Source organism: Capnocytophaga sp. oral taxon 380 str. F0488 (genome assembly GCF_000318255.2).
GTDB classification, from domain to species: Bacteria; Bacteroidota; Bacteroidia; order Flavobacteriales; family Flavobacteriaceae; genus Capnocytophaga; species Capnocytophaga ochracea.
Map to the genome: position 1 here is coordinate 49,803 of NZ_KB291241.1, position 23,264 is coordinate 73,066.

General features: G+C 37.7%; 24 protein-coding genes and 3 tRNA genes. 19 read left to right on the forward strand and 8 right to left on the reverse strand.

Going from position 1 to position 23,264, the window contains the following annotated elements:
• From HMPREF9078_RS12245 to HMPREF9078_RS10725, 9 genes are all read left to right on the forward strand, one after another.
• On the forward strand, positions 1-203 hold a 203-nt coding region (locus HMPREF9078_RS12245), incomplete at its 5' end, for a hypothetical protein (protein WP_009420684.1).
• A gap of 154 nt (positions 204-357) precedes the next feature.
• Complete coding sequence (locus tag HMPREF9078_RS10690; RefSeq protein WP_009420685.1) at positions 358-2,874, forward strand: DUF5686 and carboxypeptidase-like regulatory domain-containing protein; 2,517 nt, start codon at positions 358-360, stop codon at positions 2,872-2,874.
• Positions 2,875-2,991: 117 nt separating this feature from the next.
• Positions 2,992-3,996 (forward strand): acyl-CoA reductase, encoded by a 1,005-nt coding sequence (locus HMPREF9078_RS10695; RefSeq protein WP_009420686.1) that lies wholly within the window; start codon positions 2,992-2,994, stop codon positions 3,994-3,996.
• Between the two features lie 183 nt (positions 3,997-4,179).
• Positions 4,180-4,251: transfer RNA gene (locus HMPREF9078_RS10700), tRNA-Glu, on the forward strand.
• A 42-nt stretch (positions 4,252-4,293) separates the two neighbouring features.
• Positions 4,294-4,365 (forward strand) — tRNA-Glu (locus HMPREF9078_RS10705).
• A 70-nt stretch (positions 4,366-4,435) separates the two neighbouring features.
• Complete coding sequence (gene rpsT / locus HMPREF9078_RS10710; protein WP_002670974.1) at positions 4,436-4,693, forward strand: 30S ribosomal protein S20; 258 nt, start codon at positions 4,436-4,438, stop codon at positions 4,691-4,693.
• An 83-nt stretch (positions 4,694-4,776) separates the two neighbouring features.
• The gene (locus HMPREF9078_RS10715) at positions 4,777-5,916 is read left to right on the forward strand and encodes a hypothetical protein (protein WP_034543575.1); all 1,140 of its coding nucleotides are present in this window, start codon (positions 4,777-4,779) and stop codon (positions 5,914-5,916) included.
• Positions 5,917-6,073: 157 nt separating this feature from the next.
• A complete protein-coding gene (locus HMPREF9078_RS10720) occupies positions 6,074-6,421 on the forward strand; it encodes a hypothetical protein (RefSeq protein ID WP_009411693.1) in 348 nt (115 codons plus the stop codon).
• A 12-nt stretch (positions 6,422-6,433) separates the two neighbouring features.
• Positions 6,434-7,057, forward strand: a complete 624-nt coding sequence (locus tag HMPREF9078_RS10725; RefSeq protein ID WP_009420688.1) for a rhodanese-like domain-containing protein — start codon at positions 6,434-6,436, stop codon at positions 7,055-7,057.
• 92 nt (positions 7,058-7,149) lie between these two features.
• Here HMPREF9078_RS10725 and panC read toward each other — a convergent pair whose 3' ends face one another.
• Entirely contained in the window at positions 7,150-8,046 is an 897-nt protein-coding gene (panC, locus tag HMPREF9078_RS10730) for a pantoate--beta-alanine ligase (protein WP_009420689.1), read from the reverse strand.
• A 56-nt stretch (positions 8,047-8,102) separates the two neighbouring features.
• Between panC and HMPREF9078_RS10735 the strand changes: the two genes are divergently transcribed.
• The 9 genes from HMPREF9078_RS10735 (at position 8,103) to HMPREF9078_RS10775 (ending at position 15,684) form a co-directional block, all read left to right on the forward strand.
• A complete protein-coding gene (locus tag HMPREF9078_RS10735) occupies positions 8,103-8,912 on the forward strand; it encodes a glycogen/starch synthase (RefSeq protein ID WP_009411690.1) in 810 nt (269 codons plus the stop codon).
• 7 nt (positions 8,913-8,919) lie between these two features.
• The gene (locus HMPREF9078_RS10740; RefSeq protein WP_009420690.1) at positions 8,920-10,446 is read left to right on the forward strand and encodes a DUF4270 domain-containing protein; all 1,527 of its coding nucleotides are present in this window, start codon (positions 8,920-8,922) and stop codon (positions 10,444-10,446) included.
• Positions 10,447-10,448: 2 nt separating this feature from the next.
• Entirely contained in the window at positions 10,449-10,772 is a 324-nt protein-coding gene (locus HMPREF9078_RS10745) for a translation initiation factor (protein WP_009420691.1), read from the forward strand.
• Positions 10,773-10,807: 35 nt separating this feature from the next.
• Positions 10,808-11,554: a 3-oxoacyl-[acyl-carrier-protein] reductase gene (fabG, locus tag HMPREF9078_RS10750; RefSeq protein WP_009420692.1), complete on the forward strand. Its 747-nt coding sequence runs from the start codon at positions 10,808-10,810 to the stop codon at positions 11,552-11,554.
• A gap of 36 nt (positions 11,555-11,590) precedes the next feature.
• On the forward strand, positions 11,591-12,397 hold the full coding sequence (locus HMPREF9078_RS10755) for an outer membrane protein assembly factor BamD (protein ID WP_009420693.1): 807 nt from the start codon (positions 11,591-11,593) through the stop codon (positions 12,395-12,397).
• 12 nt (positions 12,398-12,409) lie between these two features.
• Entirely contained in the window at positions 12,410-12,724 is a 315-nt protein-coding gene (locus tag HMPREF9078_RS10760; RefSeq protein WP_002670957.1) for a DNA-directed RNA polymerase subunit omega, read from the forward strand.
• 89 nt (positions 12,725-12,813) lie between these two features.
• Entirely contained in the window at positions 12,814-13,998 is a 1,185-nt protein-coding gene (coaBC, locus tag HMPREF9078_RS10765; RefSeq protein WP_009420694.1) for a bifunctional phosphopantothenoylcysteine decarboxylase/phosphopantothenate--cysteine ligase CoaBC, read from the forward strand.
• 37 nt (positions 13,999-14,035) lie between these two features.
• The gene (gene fabD, locus HMPREF9078_RS10770; protein WP_009420695.1) at positions 14,036-14,917 is read left to right on the forward strand and encodes an ACP S-malonyltransferase; all 882 of its coding nucleotides are present in this window, start codon (positions 14,036-14,038) and stop codon (positions 14,915-14,917) included.
• Positions 14,914-15,684, forward strand: a complete 771-nt coding sequence (locus HMPREF9078_RS10775; RefSeq protein ID WP_009420696.1) for an ABC transporter ATP-binding protein — start codon at positions 14,914-14,916, stop codon at positions 15,682-15,684. The genes fabD and HMPREF9078_RS10775 overlap by 4 nt, the downstream gene beginning before the upstream one ends.
• 194 nt (positions 15,685-15,878) lie before the next feature.
• Here HMPREF9078_RS10775 and HMPREF9078_RS10780 read toward each other — a convergent pair.
• The 5 genes from HMPREF9078_RS10780 to rocD all read right to left on the reverse strand — a co-directional run bounded on the left by HMPREF9078_RS10780 (position 15,879) and on the right by rocD (position 19,905).
• Positions 15,879-15,952, reverse strand: a tRNA-Asp gene (locus tag HMPREF9078_RS10780).
• 142 nt (positions 15,953-16,094) lie between these two features.
• Positions 16,095-17,438 carry a dGTP triphosphohydrolase gene (dgt, locus tag HMPREF9078_RS10785; RefSeq protein WP_009420697.1) on the reverse strand — a complete coding sequence of 448 codons (1,344 nt, stop codon included), beginning with the start codon at positions 17,436-17,438 and terminating at the stop codon, positions 16,095-16,097.
• 13 nt (positions 17,439-17,451) lie between these two features.
• The gene (gene yidD / locus HMPREF9078_RS10790; RefSeq protein ID WP_002680684.1) at positions 17,452-17,661 is read right to left on the reverse strand and encodes a membrane protein insertion efficiency factor YidD; all 210 of its coding nucleotides are present in this window, start codon (positions 17,659-17,661) and stop codon (positions 17,452-17,454) included.
• Positions 17,662-17,730: 69 nt separating this feature from the next.
• The gene (locus tag HMPREF9078_RS10795) at positions 17,731-18,540 is read right to left on the reverse strand and encodes an enoyl-ACP reductase (RefSeq protein WP_009751608.1); all 810 of its coding nucleotides are present in this window, start codon (positions 18,538-18,540) and stop codon (positions 17,731-17,733) included.
• A 120-nt stretch (positions 18,541-18,660) separates the two neighbouring features.
• Positions 18,661-19,905 carry an ornithine--oxo-acid transaminase gene (gene rocD, locus HMPREF9078_RS10800; protein ID WP_009420699.1) on the reverse strand — a complete coding sequence of 415 codons (1,245 nt, stop codon included), beginning with the start codon at positions 19,903-19,905 and terminating at the stop codon, positions 18,661-18,663.
• A 417-nt stretch (positions 19,906-20,322) separates the two neighbouring features.
• Between rocD and HMPREF9078_RS10805 the strand changes: the two genes are divergently transcribed.
• On the forward strand, positions 20,323-20,796 hold the full coding sequence (locus HMPREF9078_RS10805; protein WP_009420700.1) for a hypothetical protein: 474 nt from the start codon (positions 20,323-20,325) through the stop codon (positions 20,794-20,796).
• 310 nt (positions 20,797-21,106) lie between these two features.
• Here HMPREF9078_RS10805 and HMPREF9078_RS10810 read toward each other — a convergent pair whose 3' ends face one another.
• Together HMPREF9078_RS10810 and HMPREF9078_RS10815 are read right to left on the reverse strand one after the other, a co-directional pair.
• The gene (locus HMPREF9078_RS10810) at positions 21,107-21,517 is read right to left on the reverse strand and encodes a hypothetical protein (protein ID WP_009420701.1); all 411 of its coding nucleotides are present in this window, start codon (positions 21,515-21,517) and stop codon (positions 21,107-21,109) included.
• Between the two features lie 149 nt (positions 21,518-21,666).
• Positions 21,667-22,905 (reverse strand): sulfate adenylyltransferase subunit 1, encoded by a 1,239-nt coding sequence (locus tag HMPREF9078_RS10815; RefSeq protein WP_009420702.1) that lies wholly within the window; start codon positions 22,903-22,905, stop codon positions 21,667-21,669.
• Positions 22,906-23,264 lie beyond the last annotated feature (359 nt).

Here is a 23,264-nt window from a genome sequence, read left to right on the forward strand (position 1 = left end):
ACAAGGCTAAAAATGGTAAAAAGAGGGTTTCGAGACGAAAGAAAAAGAATCCTCTCCCCAATAACATACTCTCCTATTCGGAGACTTCTCCCAAGGAGAGGGGGAGTAGGGACGAGGGGCGAGTGACGAAAAAGGGAAGTAATGACGAGGGACGAATGACGAATGAAGAGGGACGTGACAGACAAATGACAAAGGAACAATAGAAGGAAAATGAGGGTTTTATTTTCGTGAAAGGCAGGTCTACAAAAAATAAGAGTTTATAATAATATACAGTAGATTTGGTTTTAGAAAAGTAACATTCTGTATATTATTTTTATTATTTTTTATATCTTTGCATTTTAAAAGTGATTTTATACGATGAAAAAACGCTTCTTACTACTCCTTCTATTCGGTTTAATGCTCTGTTTTACAAAAGTATGGGGGCAGACACACGTGTCGGGTAAAGTGATTGATGAAAACGGCAACCCCGTGGCTTATGCCAATGTGATTTTTGCAAAAACTACCATTGGAGCTTATACCGACGACCAAGGGCGGTTTTCTCTGTATTCGGAGAAAAGACAAAAGGAATTAGAAGTCTCACTTATAGGATACAACGCTAGGAAAATACATTTAGACAAAGATAACACCAAGGATTTGGTAGTGGTATTGGTGGAAGGGGAATTGCTTGAAGAGGTAACAGTTGTAGCGAAACCTACTAAGGCACTTTCTAAAAAAGAGAACCCTGCCTATACCGTATTACAAGGTATTTGGAAGAATAAAAAGAAGCGTGGACTACAAAACGCCACGGCTTATCAGTTTAAAAAACACAGTACAACGGAATTGGGGGTGAACAACCTCGATACCATCTTCTTAAAAAAGGCTTTAGGAAAGGAATATGACACTATCAGGCGTATTCTTTCTGAGAAGAAATACAAAGAGACCTTCTCTCTGCCAATGTATCTCACTGAAAAGATAGAAACGGTTTACGGCGACAATCAGTTGGGGAAAAAGCGAGTGGACATAGAAGCTGAACGTGCTCAAGGGATTGTACAACAAGGATTTGGATTGGAACGTGTAAGTCAGTCGTTTGACGATTTTGATATTTACGACAATACTTATATGATACTGAACAAGCCCTTTGTGAGTCCGCTAGCGGAGTTTGGTTATGGCGTATATCTGTACGTGCTGAGCGATACAATTCAGAGAGACGACCGCTCGTTCTATCGTATCAACTTCTTTCCTCGTGATGACCAAGATTTAGCATTAGAGGGTAAGTTTGAAGTAGACACTAAGACTTATATAGTGAGTTCGATACAGATGCGCACTACGGCTAAAACGAATATCAACTTAGTACGTGGACTTTCTTTTGAAAAATACTTTACCATTGCTAACGACAGCATTTACCTTCCTGAACGCGAGATACAAGAAGGGGACTTTACGCTCCTGACGAAGAAAGACGAAGAAAAGGGATTGTATGTGAAGAACTACATCACTTTTTCGGATATTGTTCTCAACAAGCCTAAACCTGCTAATTTTTATGACGAACAGGTAGTAAAGGTTGCAAAAAATCAGTTTTACAAAGACGATAGTTATTGGGACGCAAATACCTTAGGAGGGGCAGACCTCACTAAAACGAAAGTTCTGATTCGGGAAGTGGGGAGCAATAAACGCATCAAGATGATAGGTGATGTAACCGATATTGTGACGTCGGGCTATATTCCTATTGGCAATTATATGCAGTTTGGCAGGTTTTGGCAAACTTTCTCGAGCAACAACGTAGAGGGTTTACGGCTAAGAGCTGGCTTTCGTTCGTTCTTCTCTACCGATGACCGCTTCCGCACCTATGTATACGGAGCTTATGGGGTGAGAGACAAAGAGTTTAAATACGGTATCAGTGGTAAATACCTTATCTCTCACAGTCCGCGTATTACCTTTGGAGCAGGCTATCAGAACGACAATTTGCAATTGGGTACCTTTGTGATGCACGACGATACCAAATTAGATTTTGAAAATACTACCAACTTTATCATTGCACGTGGTGAGAACTATTATCTTACCCGCAACAGAAAAGTACAAGGTGTTATTAACTATGATATTGTGCCTAACTTGCAGTTTTCGGTATTTGGTACTTACCAAAAACTCACTTCAGCAAGCGAAGAGAACTTCCTTATTGCCTACCGAAACCCCAAGACAGGCGAGGAAATTCACGAATACGACAACTTTTATACAGGGGCACAATTTACCTTTACCCCCAACAGAAAGGTATTTGGCTATGGGGTGGAACAGCGTTATGGCAAAAAGCTCTTCCCGATGTATACCCTTAAATACTCCAAAGGCGTAGACGGTGTATTAAACAGTAAGTTTGATTACAACAAAGTACAAACGATACTCTATAAACCAATTCCGCTTTTCGGGTACGGTATTTTCCACGCTACGGTGGAAGCAGGGAAGGTATTCGGTACAGCACCTCTGATAGCACTAACCCCTACTCCTGCAAACCAATCGTATTCATCAGCTCCTAACACTTTTGCGCTTTTAGATTACTACGATTTCATTACCGACACCTATATCAATGGATATTTTGAGCATCATTTTGATGGTTTCTTGTTCAACCGCATTCCTTTCTTGCAAAAAACGCGCTTTAAGAGTTTAATATTTGGGCGATTTGCTTACGGAACACTCTCTGACAAGAACAAACAAGCTAATATTACCAATATTATATTCAATTCACCTGAAAAACTGTATTGGGAATACGGATTTGGGATTGAGAACATAGGGTTAGGAAACTTTCGCTTTATACGAGTAGATTTCGTATGGCGCAACGATTTCAATGATGTGAATGGGGTGCGTAATCCCAAGTTTGGTGTACGGATTGGGATAGTACCATCGTTTTAGGTAAAAGGTAAAAGATAAAAGGTAAAAGATAAAGCCAGCGAGGGCTCACAGTTAGGTATGTGAGTAAAAGGTAAAGGGTAAAGGGTAAAAGATAAAAGGTAAAATAGATACTTTGTAATGAAGCAACAAAATATAAACAACTTAGTTCGGTTAGGGGAACTGCTTTCTAAAACCGAACAATTCAACGATATATTTGAGGAAGCGGAACAGCAGAACAGTTGGTTTACGCGTGCTAATGTAATATTTGCCTTTAAATCGTGGAGTGAAGCCCTCAGCGAAAACAATGTACAACAATGGCTGTCGCAATATCAATTACCACAAACTACTTCGCCTAAAAAAATATTGATTATAATGGCTGGTAATCTGCCTTTGGTAGGCTTCCACGATTTGTTGTGCGTATTGGTAGCAGGGCATAAGGCAATAGTGAAGCTCTCCAGTGACGATGGCATACTACTTCCCTACCTTATAAAACAGATAAGGGCTTTTGCTACTGAATGGGCAGAAGCGGTAGCTTTTACAGATGATAAAGTAACTGAATACGATGCCGTAATAGCTACGGGTAGCGATAATACCGCACGCTATTTTGAGTATTACTTTGGCAAGAAACCCCATATTATAAGGAAAAACCGCCATTCAGTAGCCGTACTTACAGGTGAAGAAACACCTGAGGAATTGCAGGATTTAGGTAAAGACATCTTTCTGTATTACGGCTTGGGTTGCCGAAGTGTTTCTAAACTATTCGTACCCCAGGGTTATGATTTCAACCTATTATTTCAGGCTATCTACCCCTATAAAGACATTATTGAAGAACAAAAATACGCCAATAACTACGACTACAACAAAGCCGTTTACCTAATGAGCTTGTATAAACTACTCGAGAACGGTTTCTTACTGCTGAAAGAAGACGAACATTACGGTTCACCTATTGCTACTCTTTTCTATGAATATTACACCAATAAAGAAGCCCTAAAAAAGAAATTAGCAACCGACAGAGAAAAGATACAATGTGTAGTAGGTCATAATTTTATAGATGGTGAAATACCCTTCGGGCAAACGCAGACTCCTAAACTATGGGATTACGCCGATGGTGTAAACACACTTACGTTTTTACTAAATTTGTAACAGCTAAATAAAAAGAATTGTTCACATAGAAAAAACACAGATTAACAACCTACTAACTATAAGACACTTAAGAAATAATTTTAGTGTTTTAGTAAAAAAAATGTTCAAAAATATTGCAGGTATAAAAAAAAGTAGTACTTTTGCCACCGCATTAGAGGAGAAGTAGTACTTTAATAGCAGAAAGGTCCGTTCGTCTAGGGGTTAGGACGCAAGGTTTTCATCCTTGTAACAGGGGTTCGATTCCCCTACGGACTACAAGCATATATTAAGTTTTTTGGATTAAACAATAATTTTCAAGGTCCGTTCGTCTAGGGGTTAGGACGCAAGGTTTTCATCCTTGTAACAGGGGTTCGATTCCCCTACGGACTACTAAATGCAACTATTAGAAGTATCTTCAAAAGAAAAGGTACGGCGATAAAAATAAAACTAATAAAGGAAAATGGCAAACCATAAATCAGCATTAAAAAGAATCAGAAGAAACGAAGCAGCTCGTTTACGCAATCGTTATCAACACAAGACGGCTCGTAACGCCGTAAGAAAACTACGCGCTTTGGAAAATGTAGAAGAAGCCAAAGCTCTTTTCCCTAAAGTAGTTTCGATGATTGATAAACTTGCTAAGAGAAATATTATTCACGCTAATAAAGCGGCGAATTTAAAGAGCAGTTTAGCTAAACATATTAACAAGTTAGCTAAATAGTCATTTAGGTTTTAGATTTATCACTAATAGCCAGATTTATGTAAGTAAGTCTGGCTTTGGTGTTTTCAGTAATACAAGAGGTTATGAAGTACAGATTTTATATATTATTCAGTCTATTAACGTGTTTCATTTCGTGTAATGACGACAAAGAGACTAACAAAACAAGGCAAGCGCACAAAGTTAAATCAATTGACTTTGAGGAGTTCAAATTGATAGACCTTACTCCTAAAGCTCAAGAGGATATGAAGCATTGGAAGAGTTTTCAATCGCTGATGCAGGTGATTGTTTCGATGGCTCCTGCCAAGATTAAAAACACAGATGATTTAATGCTCTCAAACCCCGATAGCCTCTTGGTGTATAGTAGACTGTACCCTATCAACTCTAAAACTGAAAACATCAATAGCTTAGTAGAACGTGATTGGCGAGCTCCCGCAGAGGCTTCGAAAGATACTGTTTTTAGGTTTGAAAAGAAAAAGAACAATGAGGTAGCCTCTTTACAATGGAGTAGATTTTTGGTAGCAAACATTCCTTATACTTTTTCTGTAGTTTTAAAAAAAGTAAACTATCCAAAAGTAAACCTAAATTTCTCAGAGTCCAACAGCGATGAACTATCGGCAACCTTTGCATTAGATACACTTAACTCCTCGACAAGCAACGTAAAAAAGACTGCTCTAGAAGACGATTGGAACAGATATCAGATTACTTTTTCACCTAAAAAATCAGCTCCTTACACTATAAAACTTTCCTTAGATGAGAATGCTAAAGAGAATGACAATGTAATTCTGTATCGTTCTGTTTTAGAACTTCCTGCTAAATACTTTCACAAAGTAGGACAGTATTCAGACAAGATTGTGGGGGAACATTCGGAAGTAGAGAGCTCTTATTATTCAGTATTCTTTTGGTTGGTGCAGATAGAAGATGCTTTACGAGAATTACTCAGCGATGACGCTACCTTCCCTGAAAAGATAAATGTTCCTACTGTAAAGGCACGTCTTAGACTTTTCCAAACACAGATAAAAGCTTTAGCTGACAATGTAAAGAACAATCCAGATTTTAAAGAAGAAGAGCTTAAAAGCAATATTTCGCTATTAGGACAAACGTTTAACAGTGTGATTGCGCGTATCAATAACATCTATGGAAACGACTTAGAAGAACGAATGAAGTTTATTGGTACACAAGACACCGATAGCATACTAAAGAAAGACGTGAAGAAATTTGAGTAATAGTTAAATATTAAAAATAGGAAAAATACTGTAATCCGAGATTTAGCGTTGCTGACCTTAGTAACAAAAATACTTATAAAATCTTGTAAAGATTATGTGAATTACGTATTTTTGTAAGTCGTGATAATTAGTATTCTAATAACTTAAATAATAGTTTATGATTGTTTTATTATTTTTAAATGCTTTTGCATCATTAATAAGCATAATCTCTTCTATATTAGTTCTTTTCTATCCTCAATGGATGAGTAAATCGCAAGAGGTTAGTATAGGGGAAAGATTTTTCACTCAGATGTATGCTGCGCGAGCTGTCCCTTTTGGTTTGATTGTTGCTATAGTACCATTCATAACTAATATTGATAATACAGTAGTTAAAATAATTTTATCAACTGCAATGACAATACAAATAATAGATGCTATCATAGGTTTTAAGAGAAAAGAATTACCAATGATTATAGGACCTTCAATTGCTGCAACAATACACGGATTAACTGCTTGGTACATTTAAACAATATAAAAAATGAAATTTATAATCACTATGAGTACACTGATATTATGTAGTGTAACTGCGCAAGCACAGACTTTAGCTGAGCGTATCAACGCTAGCAACGTAACCCTTGTGGATGTACGTACTCCAAAAGAATATGCCGCGGGGACTGCTGAAGGAGCCATTAATATTCCTTTGGAAGAGATGGGTGCCCGATGGCAAGAACTAAAAGGAAAAGAAAATATCGTTCTCTTTTGCCGTCGCGGTATACGCGCTGGCAAAGCACAGGACATTCTTAAAATGCACAACATTACAGCTGTGAATGGCAAAACAGTAGAACACGTAAAATCGTTACAGAAAGTAAACTTAGCCGATAAGCTCACTTTCCGGAATGATAAACAAACTACCTATTTTGTAAAAGACGGCAAGAATGTGAGACAAGTAGCCATAGCTTTAGGTGAAGGAGGAGTGCTGAAAAAACACACTACCAGTATCCCTGCAACCCTTATTATGGTGAAAGGAACTGTACGTTTTCTTATCAATGGAGAAGAAATTGTGCTCAAAGACCTCGATACCTATCAAATACCCGTAGATGTAGAGCACGAAGTGATAGGAGTAGAGAAAGAAAATGTATTTATAGTTACGAAGGGAAATTAATCAATTAGCTATTTACAAGATATATAACTTTGCCAAAGCTCGTAGCACCAAAGACAATTAGAGTTTTGGCAAAGTTTTTTATTACTTTTTACCTAAAAAGCAAGGTTATCAATCAATCTTACTCCCTCGGCGTGTACTACTATAAAAGCACGGTAGTCTTTACCTGCTTCTTTTTTGGTAATAGGTTGCAAAGTATGCGCATCGGTAATGGTAAAATATTCTAAGGTGAAGTCGGGCTGTTGAGCAAAGACTTCTTTTACCCACGCTTCTACTTCAGCAGGGCTATGAGTAGCAAAACGTTCTTTGGCAGCGAGTAGAGTGCTGTAAATAATGGTAGCACACTGTTTCATTGGCTCGCTGAGGAGAGCATTGCGGGAGCTGAGAGCCAAACCATCGGCATTGCGCACGATTGGGCAAGGAACAATGGTTACTGGCAAGCCCTTTTGTCGCACCATTTGCTGAATAATAAGCAGTTGTTGGTAATCTTTTTCACCAAAATAAGCTCTATCGGGCATTACAATCTCGAAAAGTTTTTTAACAATCGTGCCTACACCATCGAAATGACCAGGGCGAGAAGTGCCTTCCATCACTTTGTCTAATCCTGCAAAGTCAAAAGGTTCAGCGACTACTTCTTCACCATAAATATCGGCTACGGTAGGGGCATAAATGAGTATCTCTTTACTGAACTGAGCAATCTTTTGGGCATCGGCTTCTAAGGTGCGCGGGTATTTCTGCAAATCGGTAGGATTGTTGAACTGCGTAGGGTTCACAAAAATGCTCACTACCGCTATATCATTCTCTTGTTTAGCTTTTTTTACGAGCGATAAATGTCCGTCGTGTAAAGCACCCATAGTGGGTACTAAACCAATCGTTTTTCCTTGATTTTTAAGGGTTTCCAACAGGTTATGGAGTTCCTTTTGGTGTGTGTAAATCATCGGTATCAAATCTTTTTTGGGTGCAAACTTATATAAAATTATGGATATGTGCATAATTTTTTGTACTTTTGTGCCTTCTAAGAGCTAATTAAAATAACTAATTACTTTTTATGAAAGATAAAAAAGTACTCTACGTATCGTCGGAAGTGTTGCCTTATTCGCCTTATAGCGAGTTGGCAAAGATGTCATTTGAAGCCCCGAGAATGGTGAATAACAATGGAGGGCAGATACGTATTTTTATGCCCAAGTTTGGTAATATCAATGAGCGACGCCATCAGTTGCACGAGGTGATACGCCTTTCGGGGATGAATATTATTATCAATGATATTGATGTACCTCTGATTATTAAAGTAGCTTCTATTCCTAAGGAGCGCATACAGGTTTATTTTATTGACAACGATGAATATTTCAGGCGCACTGGCACACTCTTTGATGGGGAAAACAATATGTACCCAGACAACGATGAGCGTTGTATTTTCTTTGCTAAAGGTATTGTAGAAACTGTTAAAAAGCTCAATTGGTTACCCGATATTATTCATATACACGGTTGGGCATCGGCTTTGTTGCCTCTTTACTTGCGCACCTATTACAAAGATGAACCTATCTTTTCAGAAAGTAAGATTGTTACCTCAGTATTCGATAGTGATTATGAGGGGGCTTTGGACAGTACGCTTATCAATAAAGTGGCTTTTGATGGTATTAGCAAAAAGACAGTAGACCCGCTAAAAAATCCTACTTATTACAATTTGATGCGTGTCGCTATCAAGTATTCAGATGGAGTTGTAGTGGTGAGTGAAGATATGCCTGAGGATTTCCAAACCTACTTAAAAAATCTAAGAAAGCCTGTACTTTACAACAGCGATAAAGAAACTTTCCAAGATTCTTACCGCGAATTTTACACTAAAATATTAAAGAAATAACAAACGAATGAATAACATACAGAAGATTTTATTTTTTGCTACTATAGTAACACTTTTCAGTGCTTGCTCAAGTAATGATTTCAACGAGATAGATGGTGGACTGCTAAAAAATCCTAACTTTGACACTAATGTATTTACAGCTACTATTCAGGTAAGCCAAGTAAAAGAAAGTGCAGTACAAACTAACAGTTTAGGAGGATACCTATTAGGACAGTATAGCCAAGTTCCCTTTGGTACCAAATCGGCTACCATAGTGGCACAAGTAACATTACCAGCTGTTAATCCGACTTTTGGAACTAAAACACAAGCCTCTGAAAATAGTGAGAACAAATCGGAAAACGAAACCGTTACAGAAGCGTATCTATACATTCCTTTCTTCAATCCGAATAGTTCTAATAGCAACGCTTCTTACTCTCAAAATGTAGAATATACGTTAGATTCTATCTATGGGAATAGAGATGCGAGCTTTCAAGTAAATGTGAGAGAACTGAACTATTTTTTAAGTGATATTGATACGGATCTCAATGCTAAAATATATTATTCAAACGACACTAATATTACAAGTAATTTAGGTGCTTCTATTGTGTCTAACACTACTAGTACTTACACTATCAGTAATAAAGCTATTACTCGCTATCAGTTTGACAACCCACAAACAAGTGAAGATGAGAGTAAAAAAGTACAAGATGTATTAGCACCAGGGTTGCGTATTCCACTAAGCACAAATTTCTTCCAAACAAAAATTATCAACAAGGAAGGCAGTAGCGAACTTGCTAACGCTAATGAATTTAAAAAATATTTTAAGGGGATAAGCGTCAGTGCTTCTAACTTTTCAAAGGATTTAATGATGCTCCTAAATATGGCAAATGCAAAAATAGAGATTGTATATAGCTATGAAACTTCAGGAACTAATTCTACAACTACAGAAACACGTAAAAATCGTTATGAACTTTCACTGAACGGTATTACAGTAAATCTATTTAACAATTCAGGAGAGAGTTTAACTGATAGCAGTAAAATATATCTCAGTGGAGCTTTAGGACAAACAGCTTCTATTACTATCTCAAATACAGATATTGCCAATATTAAGTCGCAAAAACTAATGGTAACCGATGCGAGTTTATTGTTATATGTGGATAATTCAGTAAGCTATACAAAAGAGCCTGAACGCCTCTTTATCTATAACACCCAAACAGGAGCTGTACTTGTAGATTATCAGTACGACCCAACATCAAATGCTGATTCGTCTACTTATTCATATCTCTATCATCTAGGAAAATTGCAAAAAGAAAACGGAAAAGGAGCTTTTTACCAATTGAGGATTACCAATCATATTTTAAATCTGGTTAATGAAATAGGGACAAATGTGCCTTTAGGAATAGTAGTAGCTTCTAATGTAAAAAACACTAATTCAGGAGCATATTTGAGAGACACTAATACAAAAGGCAAAATACTATCTTCAGCAGTGGTTACTCCTTTGGGTACTGTTATAAAAGATGTAAAATTGCGTATCAGCTACACTCAACCTAAATAGTGATGGATTTAAGAGATCAGTTAAAATCACTTTTCCCTGACCATATAGAAGAGGAGATACCTCAAGAAGCTCCTTCTAATATTTGGTTGCAGGATGAACCTTTACTATGCAAATACGAAAAACGCAAAGGAAAACCCGTAACCGTAATAGAGGGCTATAATGGCGCAGAAGCCGATTTTAAGATTTTGGCTAAAGAACTCAAAACGTACCTTGGCGTAGGGGGAACTGTGAAAAACGATACTATCCTCATACAAGGTGATTACCGTGACACTATTATGCAACTTCTCAAAGAAAAAGGTTTTAAGGTGAAGCGCATAGGCGGTTGAAAACAATTGACAATTCATAATTAACAATTAGTAATATGAAATTATTAGAAGGGAAAACAGCTATTATCACTGGTGCTAGTAGAGGCATTGGGCGTGGTATAGCCAAAGTATTTGCATCCCACGGGGCAAACATTGCTTTTTCATACAGTTCGTCAGTGGATGCTGCAATGGCATTAGAGAAAGAATTAGCTACAAAAGGTGTGAAAGTAAAAGGCTACCAAAGCGATGCTTCTAACTTCGCACAGTCGCAAGAGTTTGTAGATGCCGTAGTAGCCGAATTTGGCACAGTTGATATTCTAGTAAACAACGCAGGTATCACCAAAGACAACCTACTGATGCGCATTAGTGAAGAAGATTTTGATAAGGTAATAGAAGTAAATCTCAAATCAGTGTTTAATATGACCAAAGCGGTACAGCGCATTATGCTTAAACAACGTAAAGGTTCTATTATCAATATGAGTAGTGTAGTGGGCTTGAAAGGCAATGCTGGACAGTCAAACTATGCAGCTTCTAAAGCGGGAATTATCGGCTTTACCAAATCGATTGCCTTAGAGTTAGGTTCTCGAAATATTCGTTGCAATGCTATCGCTCCAGGCTTTATAGAAACCGAAATGACGGCTGTACTTGACGAAAAAGTAGTACAAGGCTGGCGTGATGCTATCCCTCTAAAACGTGGCGGACAACCCGAAGACGTAGCGAACGCTTGTGTGTTTTTAGCCTCTGAAATGTCGGCTTACATCACAGGGCAAGTGCTCAATGTTGATGGAGGAATGCTCACATAATTTTGTTATATCAGAAAAACTTTTTACTTTTGCCGAATGTTAATAAAAAAATATATCATCATCGGTCTTCTGACTGTGCTCTTTACTTCGTGTGGAGAGTATCAAAAGGCCTTGAAATCAAAAGAAGGAAGCGTAAAATACACTGAGGCTGAGAAGCTTTATAAGGCTAAAAAATATAAAAAAGCGACACGCCTTTTTGAACAAATAGCTTCAGAATATGCGGGTAAGCCACAAGGAGAACGTATTTATTATATGTTTGGAGATTCTTACTATCAGCTAAAACAATACAGTTTGGCGTCTTATCAGTTTGAACGACTTCAGAAATTATATCCTCGTAGCGAAAAAGCTACAGAGTCGGCTTTCCTAGAAGCAAAATCGCTTTACTTGGAAACTCCTAAATATAGTGTAGACCAAACTTATACTTATCAGGCTCTTGAGAAATTACAGTACTTTTTGGATAGATACTCTGATAGTGAATATGCTAAAGAAGCTAACGAGTTAGCCTTAGACTTAGTAACTCGCTTAGAGAAAAAAGAGTTTGAAATAGCTAAACAATACGACCAAATACGCGACTATCAAGCAGCAATGAAGTCGTTAGACAACTTTTTGACCAATAACCCAGGTAGTGTCTTTAGAGAAGATGCGTTATACACGCGTTTGCATTCAGCTTACGAGTGGGCTATCAACAGTATAGAAACTAAGAAAGAAGAGCGCCTCAATACTGCTAAAGAAGCTTACGACAACTTATTGCGTGCCTACCCTGAAACTAAATACAAGAAGGAAGCAGAGAATATGCTTACAAAAATAAACACATCATTAAAAAGTTTTATATCACAAAAATAATATCATTACATTATGGATTTTAAGAAAATAGATGCTCCTACCACTACTGTTACTTATAACAAATCGGCTATAGAAGCACCTACGGGTAATATTTATGAAGCTATCTCTATTATTGCTAAAAGAGCTAACCAAATAAATGCCGAAATTAAAAAGGAATTAGTAGAAAAATTAGAGGCTTTCGCTACTAATAATGATAGCTTGGAGGAAATCTTTGAGAATAAAGAGCAAATAGAGGTATCTCGCTTTTATGAGCGCTTACCTAAACCACAAGCTATTGCTGTAAAAGAATGGCTTGAAGGTAAGATTTATTACCGTGAAGCCGAATAGAATTGGGTATTTATAGATTATTTGTTAGGCTTTAAGCAGTAAGCGTTTGCTTGCCGTTTAGAGCCTTTTTCTAATTATATTTCTGAATTATGAATATCGTACTTGGTATTACTGCGGGTATAGCGGCTTATAAGACACCTCAATTAGTACGCTTACTCACCAAAAAGGAGCACAATGTAAAGGTAATTCTCACTGAGAATGCAAAAGAGTTTGTAACACCTCTTACCCTCAGTACAGTATCTAAAAACCCTGTGCTAACAAATTTTTCCTCTCCTGAGGGCAATTGGCATAGCCACGTAGAGTTAGCTCTATGGGCAGATGCAATGCTCATCGCTCCTGCTACGGCTAATACCATTGCTAAAATGGCTCACGGTGTATGTGATAACTTACTGTTGGCTACCTATTTCTCTGCTAAAGCACCGGTATTCATCGCTCCTGCAATGGATTTGGATATGTATGCCCACCCTACGGTTACCGAGAATTTAATTAAATTAAAGTCTTTTGGTAATCATATCATTCCCGCAACTTATGGCGAACTCGCTAGCGGACTTGTAGGACAAGGACGTATGGCTGAACCCGAAGATATAGTGCTGTTTTTAGAGAATGCACTTACCGAAAATCTTCCTTTTAAAGGTAAAAAAATTCTCATTACTGCAGGTCCTACTTACGAGGCAATCGACCCCGTACGTTTTATAGGAAACTTTTCTTCTGGCAAAATGGGGATTGCCCTTGCTAATGAAGCCGTACGACAAGGAGCTGAGGTACATTTAATATTAGGTTCCTCTACTGAAAAGAATATTCACTCACAAATTCACTTGCATCGGGTGGTAAGCGCTCAGCAAATGTACGAAGCTGCTGTAACCGAATTCCCTACTTGTGATATCGCTATCCTTGCCGCTGCTGTGGCTGACTATACGCCTGAAACTGTAGCCTCCGAAAAAATTAAAAAGAAAGGCGGTAATCTCAGTCTAACCTTAGTGCCTACCGTCGATATATTGGCATCTTTAGGAAAAATCAAAACTACTCAGACGCTTATAGGTTTTGCCTTAGAGACTGAAAATGAAGTTGCCAATGCCCAAACCAAATTGGAGAAAAAGAATTTAGATGCTATTGTACTCAACTCCTTGCGCGATGCAGGCGCAGGCTTTGGTACTGATACCAATAAAGTTACTTTTATTACTAAAAAAACACAAATCAGTTTTCCTTTAAAAACTAAAGAAGAAGTCGCTAAAGATATTTTGACGCAAATATTTGGCATTCTTATAGAAAAGTAATATCTTTGTACTTTCAATCTTATAAAAATAAAAATAAATGAAAGCATACATCTTCCCAGGTCAAGGAGCCCAATTTGTAGGTATGGGGCTTGATTTATACGAAAAATCTGCTGAAGCCAAAGCTCTTTTTGAAGTAGCTAATGGCATTCTCGGCTTCTCCATTACTGATATAATGTTCAGCGGTACTGATGAAGACCTCAAACAAACCAAAGTTACCCAGCCTGCTATCTTCTTGCACTCAGTAATCCTTAGCAAAGTACTCGGTAAAAATTTTGCTCCTCAAATGGTTGCAGGACATTCATTAGGTGAATTTTCTGCTTTAGTAGCCAATGAAGCCCTCTCATTTGAAGATGGTTTGCAATTAGTAGCCAAACGTGCTACCGCTATGCAAAAGGCTTGCGAATTACAACCTGGTACAATGGCTGCCGTATTAGGCTTAGACGATAGTAAGGTTGAAGAACTTTGTGCAACAGTTGACGGAATTGTAACCCCTGCCAACTATAATTGCCCAGGTCAGTTGGTGATTTCAGGTGAACTCAAAGCTGTAGAAGCAGCTTGCGAAAAGATGAAAGAAGCAGGAGCTAAGCGTGCTCTTGTATTGCCTGTAGGCGGAGCTTTTCACTCAGTACTGATGAAACCTGCCGAAGAAGAATTGGCAGCAGCGATTGAGCAAACGACTTTCCATAAACCGCTTTGTCCAGTATACCAAAATGTAACTACTACGGCTGTAAGCAATGAAGCTAACATTAAAAAGAACCTCATCAAGCAACTTACTGCTCCTGTGAAATGGACACAAAGTGTACAACAGATGATTGCTGATGGTGCTACCGAATTTATTGAAGTAGGACCTGGCAAAGTGCTACAAGGCTTGGTGAAGAAAATAAACAAAGAGGCAGTGGTAGCTTCAGCAGAAATATGATACAAGTAGAAAATTTACATAAATCTTTTAACGGAACTGAAGTGCTCAAAGGTATTTCTACTACTTTTGAAAAAGGTAAAACGAATCTGATTATCGGGCAAAGTGGTTCAGGTAAAACTGTGTTTCTCAAATCACTTTTAGGTCTTTTTACCCCTGATTCAGGCGACATTATTTACGATGGAGTGAAGTATGCTGATATGAAACGCAAAGAACGAGTAGCCTTGCGTCAAAAAATGGGAATGGTATTCCAAGGGAGCGCTTTATTCGACTCTATGACAGTGCTCGAGAATGTGATGTTCCCTTTGAAGATGTTTTCTCAGAAAACACCTGAAGAAATACGTGAGCGTGCTAATATAGTATTGAGCCGTGTAAACTTAGTAAATGCTGATGATAAATTACCATCAGAAATTTCTGGAGGTATGCAGAAAAGGGTTGCTATTGCTCGTGCGATTGTAAACCAACCCAACTATCTGTTTTGTGATGAACCTAACTCAGGACTAGACCCTAAGACCTCTATCGTAATAGACAACCTTATTCAGGAAATTACTGAAGAGTTTAACATCACCACCGTAATCAATACTCACGATATGAACTCAGTAATGGAAATAGGGGCTAAGATTGTATTCCTAAAAAATGGTTATAAAGAATGGGAAGGCTCTAAAGAAACTATTTTCCGCACCGATAACGAAGCTGTTACTGACTTTGTGTATTCATCGGAGCTGTTTAAGAAGGTAAGAAAAGCTTATTTAGAAGAACACGAGGATTAGATTAATAATTAAAATTCTAAAAAGCTACCTATAAAGTTTATAAGTAGCTTTTTATTATTAGAGAATTAAGGGAAATTATATTCTATCTCACTTAAAAAGAAAAGCTCTCCTTGGAGAAAGGAAAGCTTTCATTGGTTTACTATAAACCCGTGTAAAAATATTTACACAAAACAACACAACTAAATCTTATGAAGCGGTCTGGACGGGACTCGAACCCGCGACCCCATGCGTGACAGGCATGTATTCTAACCAGCTGAACTACCAGACCTTCAGTAAATTTGTGCAATTCATTTCTTCATTGCGGTTGCAAAGGTACTACTTTTTTTATTACTTGCAAATTTTTAGAGCGTTTTTTTTAACTTTTTTTAATCTTTCTTTATAATATATCTGATAATAAACATATTAAAGTATTAGATATTAAAGGTTGTATTGGCTGTTTTTAGATGTAATTCCACTGCATTACTATCGGTAAGGCTTGTAATATAACAAGTAATGCCCATCACCTTGTCATATAACGAGCCATTTTTGCGATACTTTTCAGGTAACTTTTTAAGCAAAAGTTTATCAAATGATGTCTCACGTCCGTTTTCTTGATTGATAATAGCCGTAAAAAAGATATCTAATAAATGTTGTAAAACCACATAACCCGATACTTCTTTTTCTACTACCTCATCGGATTGATATATACGTTCCACACTACAATCTATTACATCAGTGATTTGGTGGCGATATTTACTATCATATAAAAGCGACTGGTGAAATTCTCCTGCCAAGATTGCATCTTCATTTTGCAAGAAGATGTCGGTAGCATCTTGTATCAAAGCGCCTATAGCAACTGCACGTAAATAAGCAATACGTTCTTCTTTAGTTTGTAGTTTGCTATATTTATGAGTATTTATCTTATCTGAGATGATACCACCTAAATACTCTAAGGCTACATCTTCGCTTATAAGCCCTAAGTTGATACCGTCTTCAAAGTCTATAATAGTATAACAGATATCGTCGGCTGCCTCTACCAAGAAAGCTAAGGGATGACGTGCATAACGCAATTCACCATTTACACTATTAGATTTTAGTCCTAAAGTTTCAGCCACCTCTTTGAAGAATTTTTTATCGCCTTGAAAAAAACCATATTTCTTATCAGCTATACGGTCAGTAGGACGTACAGGTAGTGATTCTTTAGGATACTTAGTAAAAGCTCCTAAGGTAGCATAAGTAAGCCGTAAGCCTCCCTCTGCCCCCAAACGTGTTTCATTAAGAATTCTAAAGCCATTAGCATTCCCTTCAAAACTACACAAATCAGCATACTCGGCTTCTGTGAGTAAATGTTTGATAGCAGTTCCTTTTTTGAATTGAAAAAACTCTCCTATAGCCTTTTCACCACTGTGTCCAAAAGGTGGATTACCAATATCGTGTGCTACCGCAGCTGCTGCAATAATGGCTCCAAAATCGTTTGTTTGGTAACCCAATTCGCACAAGTGAGGATATTTGGTGAGCACGTGTTTACCCACAGCACGCCCCAAACTACGCCCCACTACCGACACCTCAATACTATGTGTAAGACGTGTGTGTACAAAACTTGTTTTTGAAAGTGGAATTACTTGTGTTTTGTCTTGCAAGCTACGAAAAGCACTTGAAAAGACCACACGGTCATAATCCATATCAAAACTGAGCCGTGTTTCATCTTCATTTTTTCGCAAACGAAGACTGGTATCACCATATTTATTAAGAGAAAGTAAGTTTTCCCAAAGCATTTTTATTGTTTATTTAAGGTACGGGGTCATAGCCACTGCCTCCCCAAGGGTGGCAACTGCATATACGCTTAATAGCCAACCAGCCTCCTTTAAAAAAACCGTACTTTTGCAAGGCTTCTAAAGTGTATTGCGAGCAGGTAGGGGTATACCTGCACGTAGGAGGCTTGAGTGGCGAAATGGCTACTTGATAAAAGCGCACTAAATAAATGAAAAGATACTTCATTTCATTAGTTATTAGTCAGTAGTTATTAGCCGTTAGTTTTCTAACTACTAACAACCAAATTTCTAACTACTACTTAGTAAATCGCTCAATTACTTCGTTGCTTACACCAGTATTAGAGAAGCCTCCATCGTGGAAAAGGTTTTGCATCGTTACTTTGCGAGTAAGATCGGAGAAGAGAGATACCGTATAATTAGCACAATCTTGAGCGGTGGCATTGCCCAGTGGTGACATAGCATCGGCGTAGGCAATAAAACCGTCAAAACCTTTTACGCCTTGTCCTGCAGTAGTAGCGGTAGGTGATTGTGAAATGGTATTCACTCGCACTTTCTTGTCTTTACCAAAGAAATAGCCAAAACTACGCGCAATAGATTCTAAGTAGGCTTTATTATCAGCCATATCGTTATAATCAGGGAAGGTGCGTTGTGCTGCCATATAAGTAAGGGCAACAATACTACCCCACTCGTTCATTGCATCGTTCTTATAAAGCACTTGACATACTTTGTGAAAAGAAAGCGCTGAAACGTCCCAACCTTTTTCGGTGTTCACATAGTTAGACTCGGTATAAGGAATGTTTTTGCGCACATTTACCGACATACCGATAGAGTGCAACACAAAATCCAACTTACCTCCTAAAATCTCCATAGCTTTAGTTACCAAGTTTTGGAGATCGTCCATATTGGTAGCATCGGCAGGAATAATTTCAGAGCCTGTTTTTTCGGCTAAGTTTTTTATTTGTCCCATACGCATTGCTACGGGAGCATTGGTAAGTACAAACTTACCACCTTCTTCGTGTACACGTTCTGCTGTTTTCCAAGCGATAGAATTTTCGTCTAAGGCACCAAAGATGATACCTCTTTTTCCTTTTAATAAATTATACATAATTTTTTCTTTTATAAAATGAAATTTGTTCCTATGGGGCAAATGTACAAAATATTTCTGTATAAATAAAAAGCTACCTGATATTTTAGGTAGCTTTCTATCTGTATGCAATATAGCGTATTACTTTTCAAACGCTTTTAAAGCATTGATAATAATAGCAATACACTCTCTTAATTCCGTTTCATTCATTACCAATGGCGGAGCAAATCTAATGATATTGCCGTGAGTAGGTTTAGCGAGCAACCCATTATCGCGCATCTTTAGGCAGATATTCCAAGCAGTGTCACTCTCTTCTGTATCGTTGATAACCACCGCATTTAGGAGTCCTTTACCACGTACTAAGGTGGCTATTTTTGAGGTTTTGATATAGTCGCCGATTTCTTTGCGAAAAATCTCACCCAAACGAGCGGCATTTTCAGCCAAATGCTCATCTTTTACTACCTGTAAGGCTTCAATCGCTACGGCTGCTGCCAAAGGATTGCCTCCAAAAGTACTACCGTGTTGCCCAGCTTTAATCACGTGCATAATACGGTCATCGGCAAGGACAGCACTCACGGGATACACCCCACCACTAAGAGCTTTCCCCAGTACCAATATATCAGGTTTTACATTCTCGTGATCTACTGCCAAACGTTTTCCGGTACGCGCTACTCCTGTTTGTACCTCATCGGCGATAAAGAGTGCATTATACTTTTCGCATAAGGCTTTTGCTCCGCTTAGATACCCCTCAGAAGGAACGTATACACCAGCTTCACCTTGTATAGGTTCTACTAAAAAGCCTGCTACTGTTGCTTTATTATCAGCAAGAACTTGTTCCAATGCGACTAAATCGTTGTAAGGAATGGAAACAAAACCAGGTGTATAAGGTCCAAAGTTCTTACGCGCATTTTTATCAGATGAAAAAGATACAACTGTAGTGGTACGCCCGTGGAAGTTCTGGTCGCATACGATGATGATGGCAGCACTTTCAGGCACCCCTTTCTGTTCGTACGCCCATTTGCGACATATTTTAATAGCTGTTTCTACCGCTTCAGCCCCTGTGTTCATCGGGAGGACTTTCTCGAAGCCAAAATACTCGGTTACGTACTTTTCATACACTCCGAGCTTATCGTTGTAGAAAGCGCGAGAAGTGAGTGTAAGAGTTTGTGCTTGGTCAGTAAGCGCTTTGATGATACGTGGGTGGCAGTGACCTTGGTTTACGGCAGAGTAAGACGAAAGGAAATCGTAGTAGCGTTTGCCTTCGATGTCCCACACATATACCCCTTGTCCTTTGCAGAGTACGACGGGTAGTGGGTGATAGTTATGGGCACCGTACTGATTTTCGAGTGCCATTGCTTGTTCTGAGGTTAATTTATGTGTTATCATATATTTGTGTTATATACTTTAAAGATAAAATAATATTCATTCTATTACAAAGCTTTATTTTCATATTTACTTTGTGTTTAATAGTAATTTTTATCGTAAAAAACTTGGACAAAGATACAACAATAAATTAAATAATCCTATATATTCATATAAAAAAAGAAGTTTGACGCCTAAATTTCTTTATATGAAATAGTTTATATCGTTTTATACTTGTAGTATTTTTCATTTTACAGAAATAATTCTGCAGTATTTCATACTTTTGAACAATAACTTTATTACAGTGTTAACTATTGATTTTCTTTGTATTAACATTAGATTTTATATTTATTCAAAAAAATAGAAAAAAGATTTTTATAAAAAATTTCTTTTTATTAAAAAATAATACATATCTTTGCCCTCATTAAATTATCATAAATTATGACAGATACAGTATTACAGCCAAAAAGTACAGATGCAAAAACAGAAGTAAATACACAACTAACTGGTGCACAGCTACAGCAAATGCTTGATGCTCACTGTCAAGAAATGAAAGCAGAAATGCCAGGATTCCTCTTCTATGGAATTTTGAGCAGTTCTGATGGTTCTATCTTAAGCAAAGCTTCTGCCAATGAAGAAGCTTCAAAAATAGTTGAACAAGGTTCTGCCTTTCATCTTACTATTATTGATCAAGTAAAGAAAGTAGTAGATAGCAATGACGCTTTAGGAAAGTCGGAGTTAGATTATATCCTTATTGAAACAGACAAAATCACGTTTATGTTGATGATTTCAGCTTTAGGAAAGTTCTTTTCTATTACTGCTTTAGATAGAGCTAAATCAAACGTTGGTATCTCGAGAGCTTTACTTTACAAGTGCAAAAGAGAGTTTGGGACACTATTAGACGACTTTTTTTAGTGTTTTTTTTAACAGAAAAAATTATAAAGAGCACAAAGCAGACAATCTGTTTTGTGCTCTTTTTTATACTAATCAAATATAAAACTTTTAATAAGATTTCATTATAAGCTCATCATTATAGTTCTACGATATTGCTGTTTTCATCAATGAGAATATAATGCCTCTTGGAAGCATCGCATACTAAAAAAGAAGCTTATTTGAGCTTGTTGTTTCACTTTAGATAGAATGTACCAGATATTGTAAAAACAAAAAAGCACAAATTCGGAGTGCCCAAATTTGTGCTCTGAAGATATTATTTAATATCTATTTTTTAGAGGTGTTCGTCTAATACCCCTGCAAGGGATCTGCTTCTTTCAACTAAAGTTCTAGCTATTGCTATATTAGCTTTGGCTCTATCTAAGGCTAAGAGAATAAAATACTTCCCTGAATTTGAAATCCCAATCACATTAGTAACTTTATCAGTTTCGATAAGAATACTATGTGTTTCTTTAACTCCCAATGATTCACTTGAAGTAACCACTTTTTTCACTTGCTCTACAATAGTTGAGAAAAAGGGAGAGACTTCGTTTGCAATTTTTGAAATTTCTGGATTAGCTGCAGAACTTCCTATGATAGTTCCATCAGCGCAATTAAGAATTCCACAAAAGATGAAGCCTGGCAAATTAGCTTTCATATCTAAGCAGAGCTTGTTAACTGATTCTTGTAATTCTTTACCTGTCATAAACTTGATTTTTTTTATATGTTATTTTGATGCAAATATATGTATAATATATGCAAGTATCTCTTTTTTAACATTATTTAATGTTATTTATATATACTTTAAGTTTTTTCACTTGGATTATTGTGAAATAAAACAGAAAAATAAACGCATTAATATATCATCACAGCTCCTACGGTAGCGTTGCTGGTCTCATCGATGAGGATAGCACTACCCATTGGAGGATTGCTTTGGAAAGCATCGTATACTAATGGGGAAGCCGTTTTGAGTCGGATTTTTGCGATTTCATTGAGTTTTACACTTTCTACGCCTTCAGTTTGGTTGAGGGTATTGACATCTATTTTATACTCTATTTCCTTCACAATTGCTTTTACAAGTTTACTACGCTGTTGCAACAAGTATTTATTACCTTCGCGCAATTCGCGTTTATCCATCCAGCATACAATAGCCTCGATATCTTGCCCTTGCTGAGGCTCTGCTCCTTGTTTGGCAAAGTAGTCGCCACGAGAAATATCGATATCGTCTTCGATATGTAGTACTACTGGGTCACCTGCCTTTGCTTCTGCAACTTCTTCGCCGTTATACTCTATCTTACTGAGTTTTGTAGTAATACCTTCTGGTTCTACTATTATCGCATCACCTTTGCGATAAGTGCCCGAAATGACTTCTCCTGCATAACCGCGGTAATCGTGTAAAGCTTCGGTTTGTGGACGTATTACATACTGCACTTGAAAACGAGGTTGGTCATAGTTGTCTTTGCTAATTTCTACAGTTTCCAAAAAGTCTAAAAGCGAATTGCCTTTGTACCAAGGCATTGCCTCAGTGGTATTCACGATATTATCGCCTACAAAAGCCGAAATAGGGAAATAGTGCACGCTCTTCAATCCTAAACGTTTGGCAATCTCTTCGTACTCTTGCTTGATATTGTTAAACACCTCTTCGCTATAACCTACCAAGTCCATTTTGTTTACGGCTACCACTACCTCTGGGATATTGAGCAGGGAGGCGATGATTGAGTGGCGACGAGTTTGTTCGGTTACGCCATTGCGAGCATCTACCAAAATGATTATGAGCTCGGAATTAGAAGCCCCCGTAATCATATTGCGGGTGTATTGGGTATGACCAGGAGCATCGGCGATGATAAATTTGCGTTTGGGAGTAGCAAAGTAGCGGTAGGCTACATCGATAGTAATCCCTTGTTCGCGTTCAGCACGGAGCCCGTCGGTGATGATAGCGAGGTCGATACCATCGTCGTTCTTATTTTTTGATTGTTGTTCCAATGCTTCGAGCTGGTCGGCTAAAATACTTTTGCTATCGTATAACAATCGACCTATAAGGGTACTTTTACCGTCGTCTACGCTACCTGCGGTGATAAATCGTAATATATTCATTTGCTTTATTTCTGTTGAGTAAATATAATTTGGTGCAAAAGTACAAACTAATTGGCAAATTAGCAAATTTGGAACTTAGTAAATGGGGCGCTTGTATTAAAAAACCTAACCCCCGTTCCCCCTTCCCGAAAGGAAGGGGAGCAATCCGCAAAAGCGACTTTCTAAAGAGAAAACATCTAATATTCTCTACTATTTTTTTGTGGTTTATTAATAAAGTATAAGCCTATTATTTTAAAAACGAATGCCGTGCTGAGTAAATGAGGCACGAACTACAAGAAATGCAGTAGCAGAGGCGGACTTGTAGGACAGAGGTCGGACAGGTGGGAGGTGCGAGTCACACGGGCGATAGAGGGTTAGAG

Coding starts and splice junctions, on each gene's coding strand:
- HMPREF9078_RS10690 (WP_009420685.1), top strand. CDS start 358: ATGAAAAAACGCTTCTTACTACTCCTTCTATTCGGTTTAATGCTCTGT.
- HMPREF9078_RS10695 (WP_009420686.1), top strand. CDS start 2,992: ATGAAGCAACAAAATATAAACAACTTAGTTCGGTTAGGGGAACTGCTT.
- rpsT (WP_002670974.1), top strand. CDS start 4,436: ATGGCAAACCATAAATCAGCATTAAAAAGAATCAGAAGAAACGAAGCA.
- HMPREF9078_RS10715 (WP_034543575.1), top strand. CDS start 4,777: ATGAAGTACAGATTTTATATATTATTCAGTCTATTAACGTGTTTCATT.
- HMPREF9078_RS10720 (WP_009411693.1), top strand. CDS start 6,074: ATGATTGTTTTATTATTTTTAAATGCTTTTGCATCATTAATAAGCATA.
- HMPREF9078_RS10725 (WP_009420688.1), top strand. CDS start 6,434: ATGAAATTTATAATCACTATGAGTACACTGATATTATGTAGTGTAACT.
- panC (WP_009420689.1), bottom strand. CDS start 8,046: ATGCACATATCCATAATTTTATATAAGTTTGCACCCAAAAAAGATTTG.
- HMPREF9078_RS10735 (WP_009411690.1), top strand. CDS start 8,103: ATGAAAGATAAAAAAGTACTCTACGTATCGTCGGAAGTGTTGCCTTAT.
- HMPREF9078_RS10740 (WP_009420690.1), top strand. CDS start 8,920: ATGAATAACATACAGAAGATTTTATTTTTTGCTACTATAGTAACACTT.
- HMPREF9078_RS10745 (WP_009420691.1), top strand. CDS start 10,449: ATGGATTTAAGAGATCAGTTAAAATCACTTTTCCCTGACCATATAGAA.
- fabG (WP_009420692.1), top strand. CDS start 10,808: ATGAAATTATTAGAAGGGAAAACAGCTATTATCACTGGTGCTAGTAGA.
- HMPREF9078_RS10755 (WP_009420693.1), top strand. CDS start 11,591: ATGTTAATAAAAAAATATATCATCATCGGTCTTCTGACTGTGCTCTTT.
- HMPREF9078_RS10760 (WP_002670957.1), top strand. CDS start 12,410: ATGGATTTTAAGAAAATAGATGCTCCTACCACTACTGTTACTTATAAC.
- coaBC (WP_009420694.1), top strand. CDS start 12,814: ATGAATATCGTACTTGGTATTACTGCGGGTATAGCGGCTTATAAGACA.
- fabD (WP_009420695.1), top strand. CDS start 14,036: ATGAAAGCATACATCTTCCCAGGTCAAGGAGCCCAATTTGTAGGTATG.
- HMPREF9078_RS10775 (WP_009420696.1), top strand. CDS start 14,914: ATGATACAAGTAGAAAATTTACATAAATCTTTTAACGGAACTGAAGTG.
- dgt (WP_009420697.1), bottom strand. CDS start 17,438: ATGCTTTGGGAAAACTTACTTTCTCTTAATAAATATGGTGATACCAGT.
- yidD (WP_002680684.1), bottom strand. CDS start 17,661: ATGAAGTATCTTTTCATTTATTTAGTGCGCTTTTATCAAGTAGCCATT.
- HMPREF9078_RS10795 (WP_009751608.1), bottom strand. CDS start 18,540: ATGTATAATTTATTAAAAGGAAAAAGAGGTATCATCTTTGGTGCCTTA.
- rocD (WP_009420699.1), bottom strand. CDS start 19,905: ATGATAACACATAAATTAACCTCAGAACAAGCAATGGCACTCGAAAAT.
- HMPREF9078_RS10805 (WP_009420700.1), top strand. CDS start 20,323: ATGACAGATACAGTATTACAGCCAAAAAGTACAGATGCAAAAACAGAA.
- HMPREF9078_RS10810 (WP_009420701.1), bottom strand. CDS start 21,517: ATGACAGGTAAAGAATTACAAGAATCAGTTAACAAGCTCTGCTTAGAT.
- HMPREF9078_RS10815 (WP_009420702.1), bottom strand. CDS start 22,905: ATGAATATATTACGATTTATCACCGCAGGTAGCGTAGACGACGGTAAA.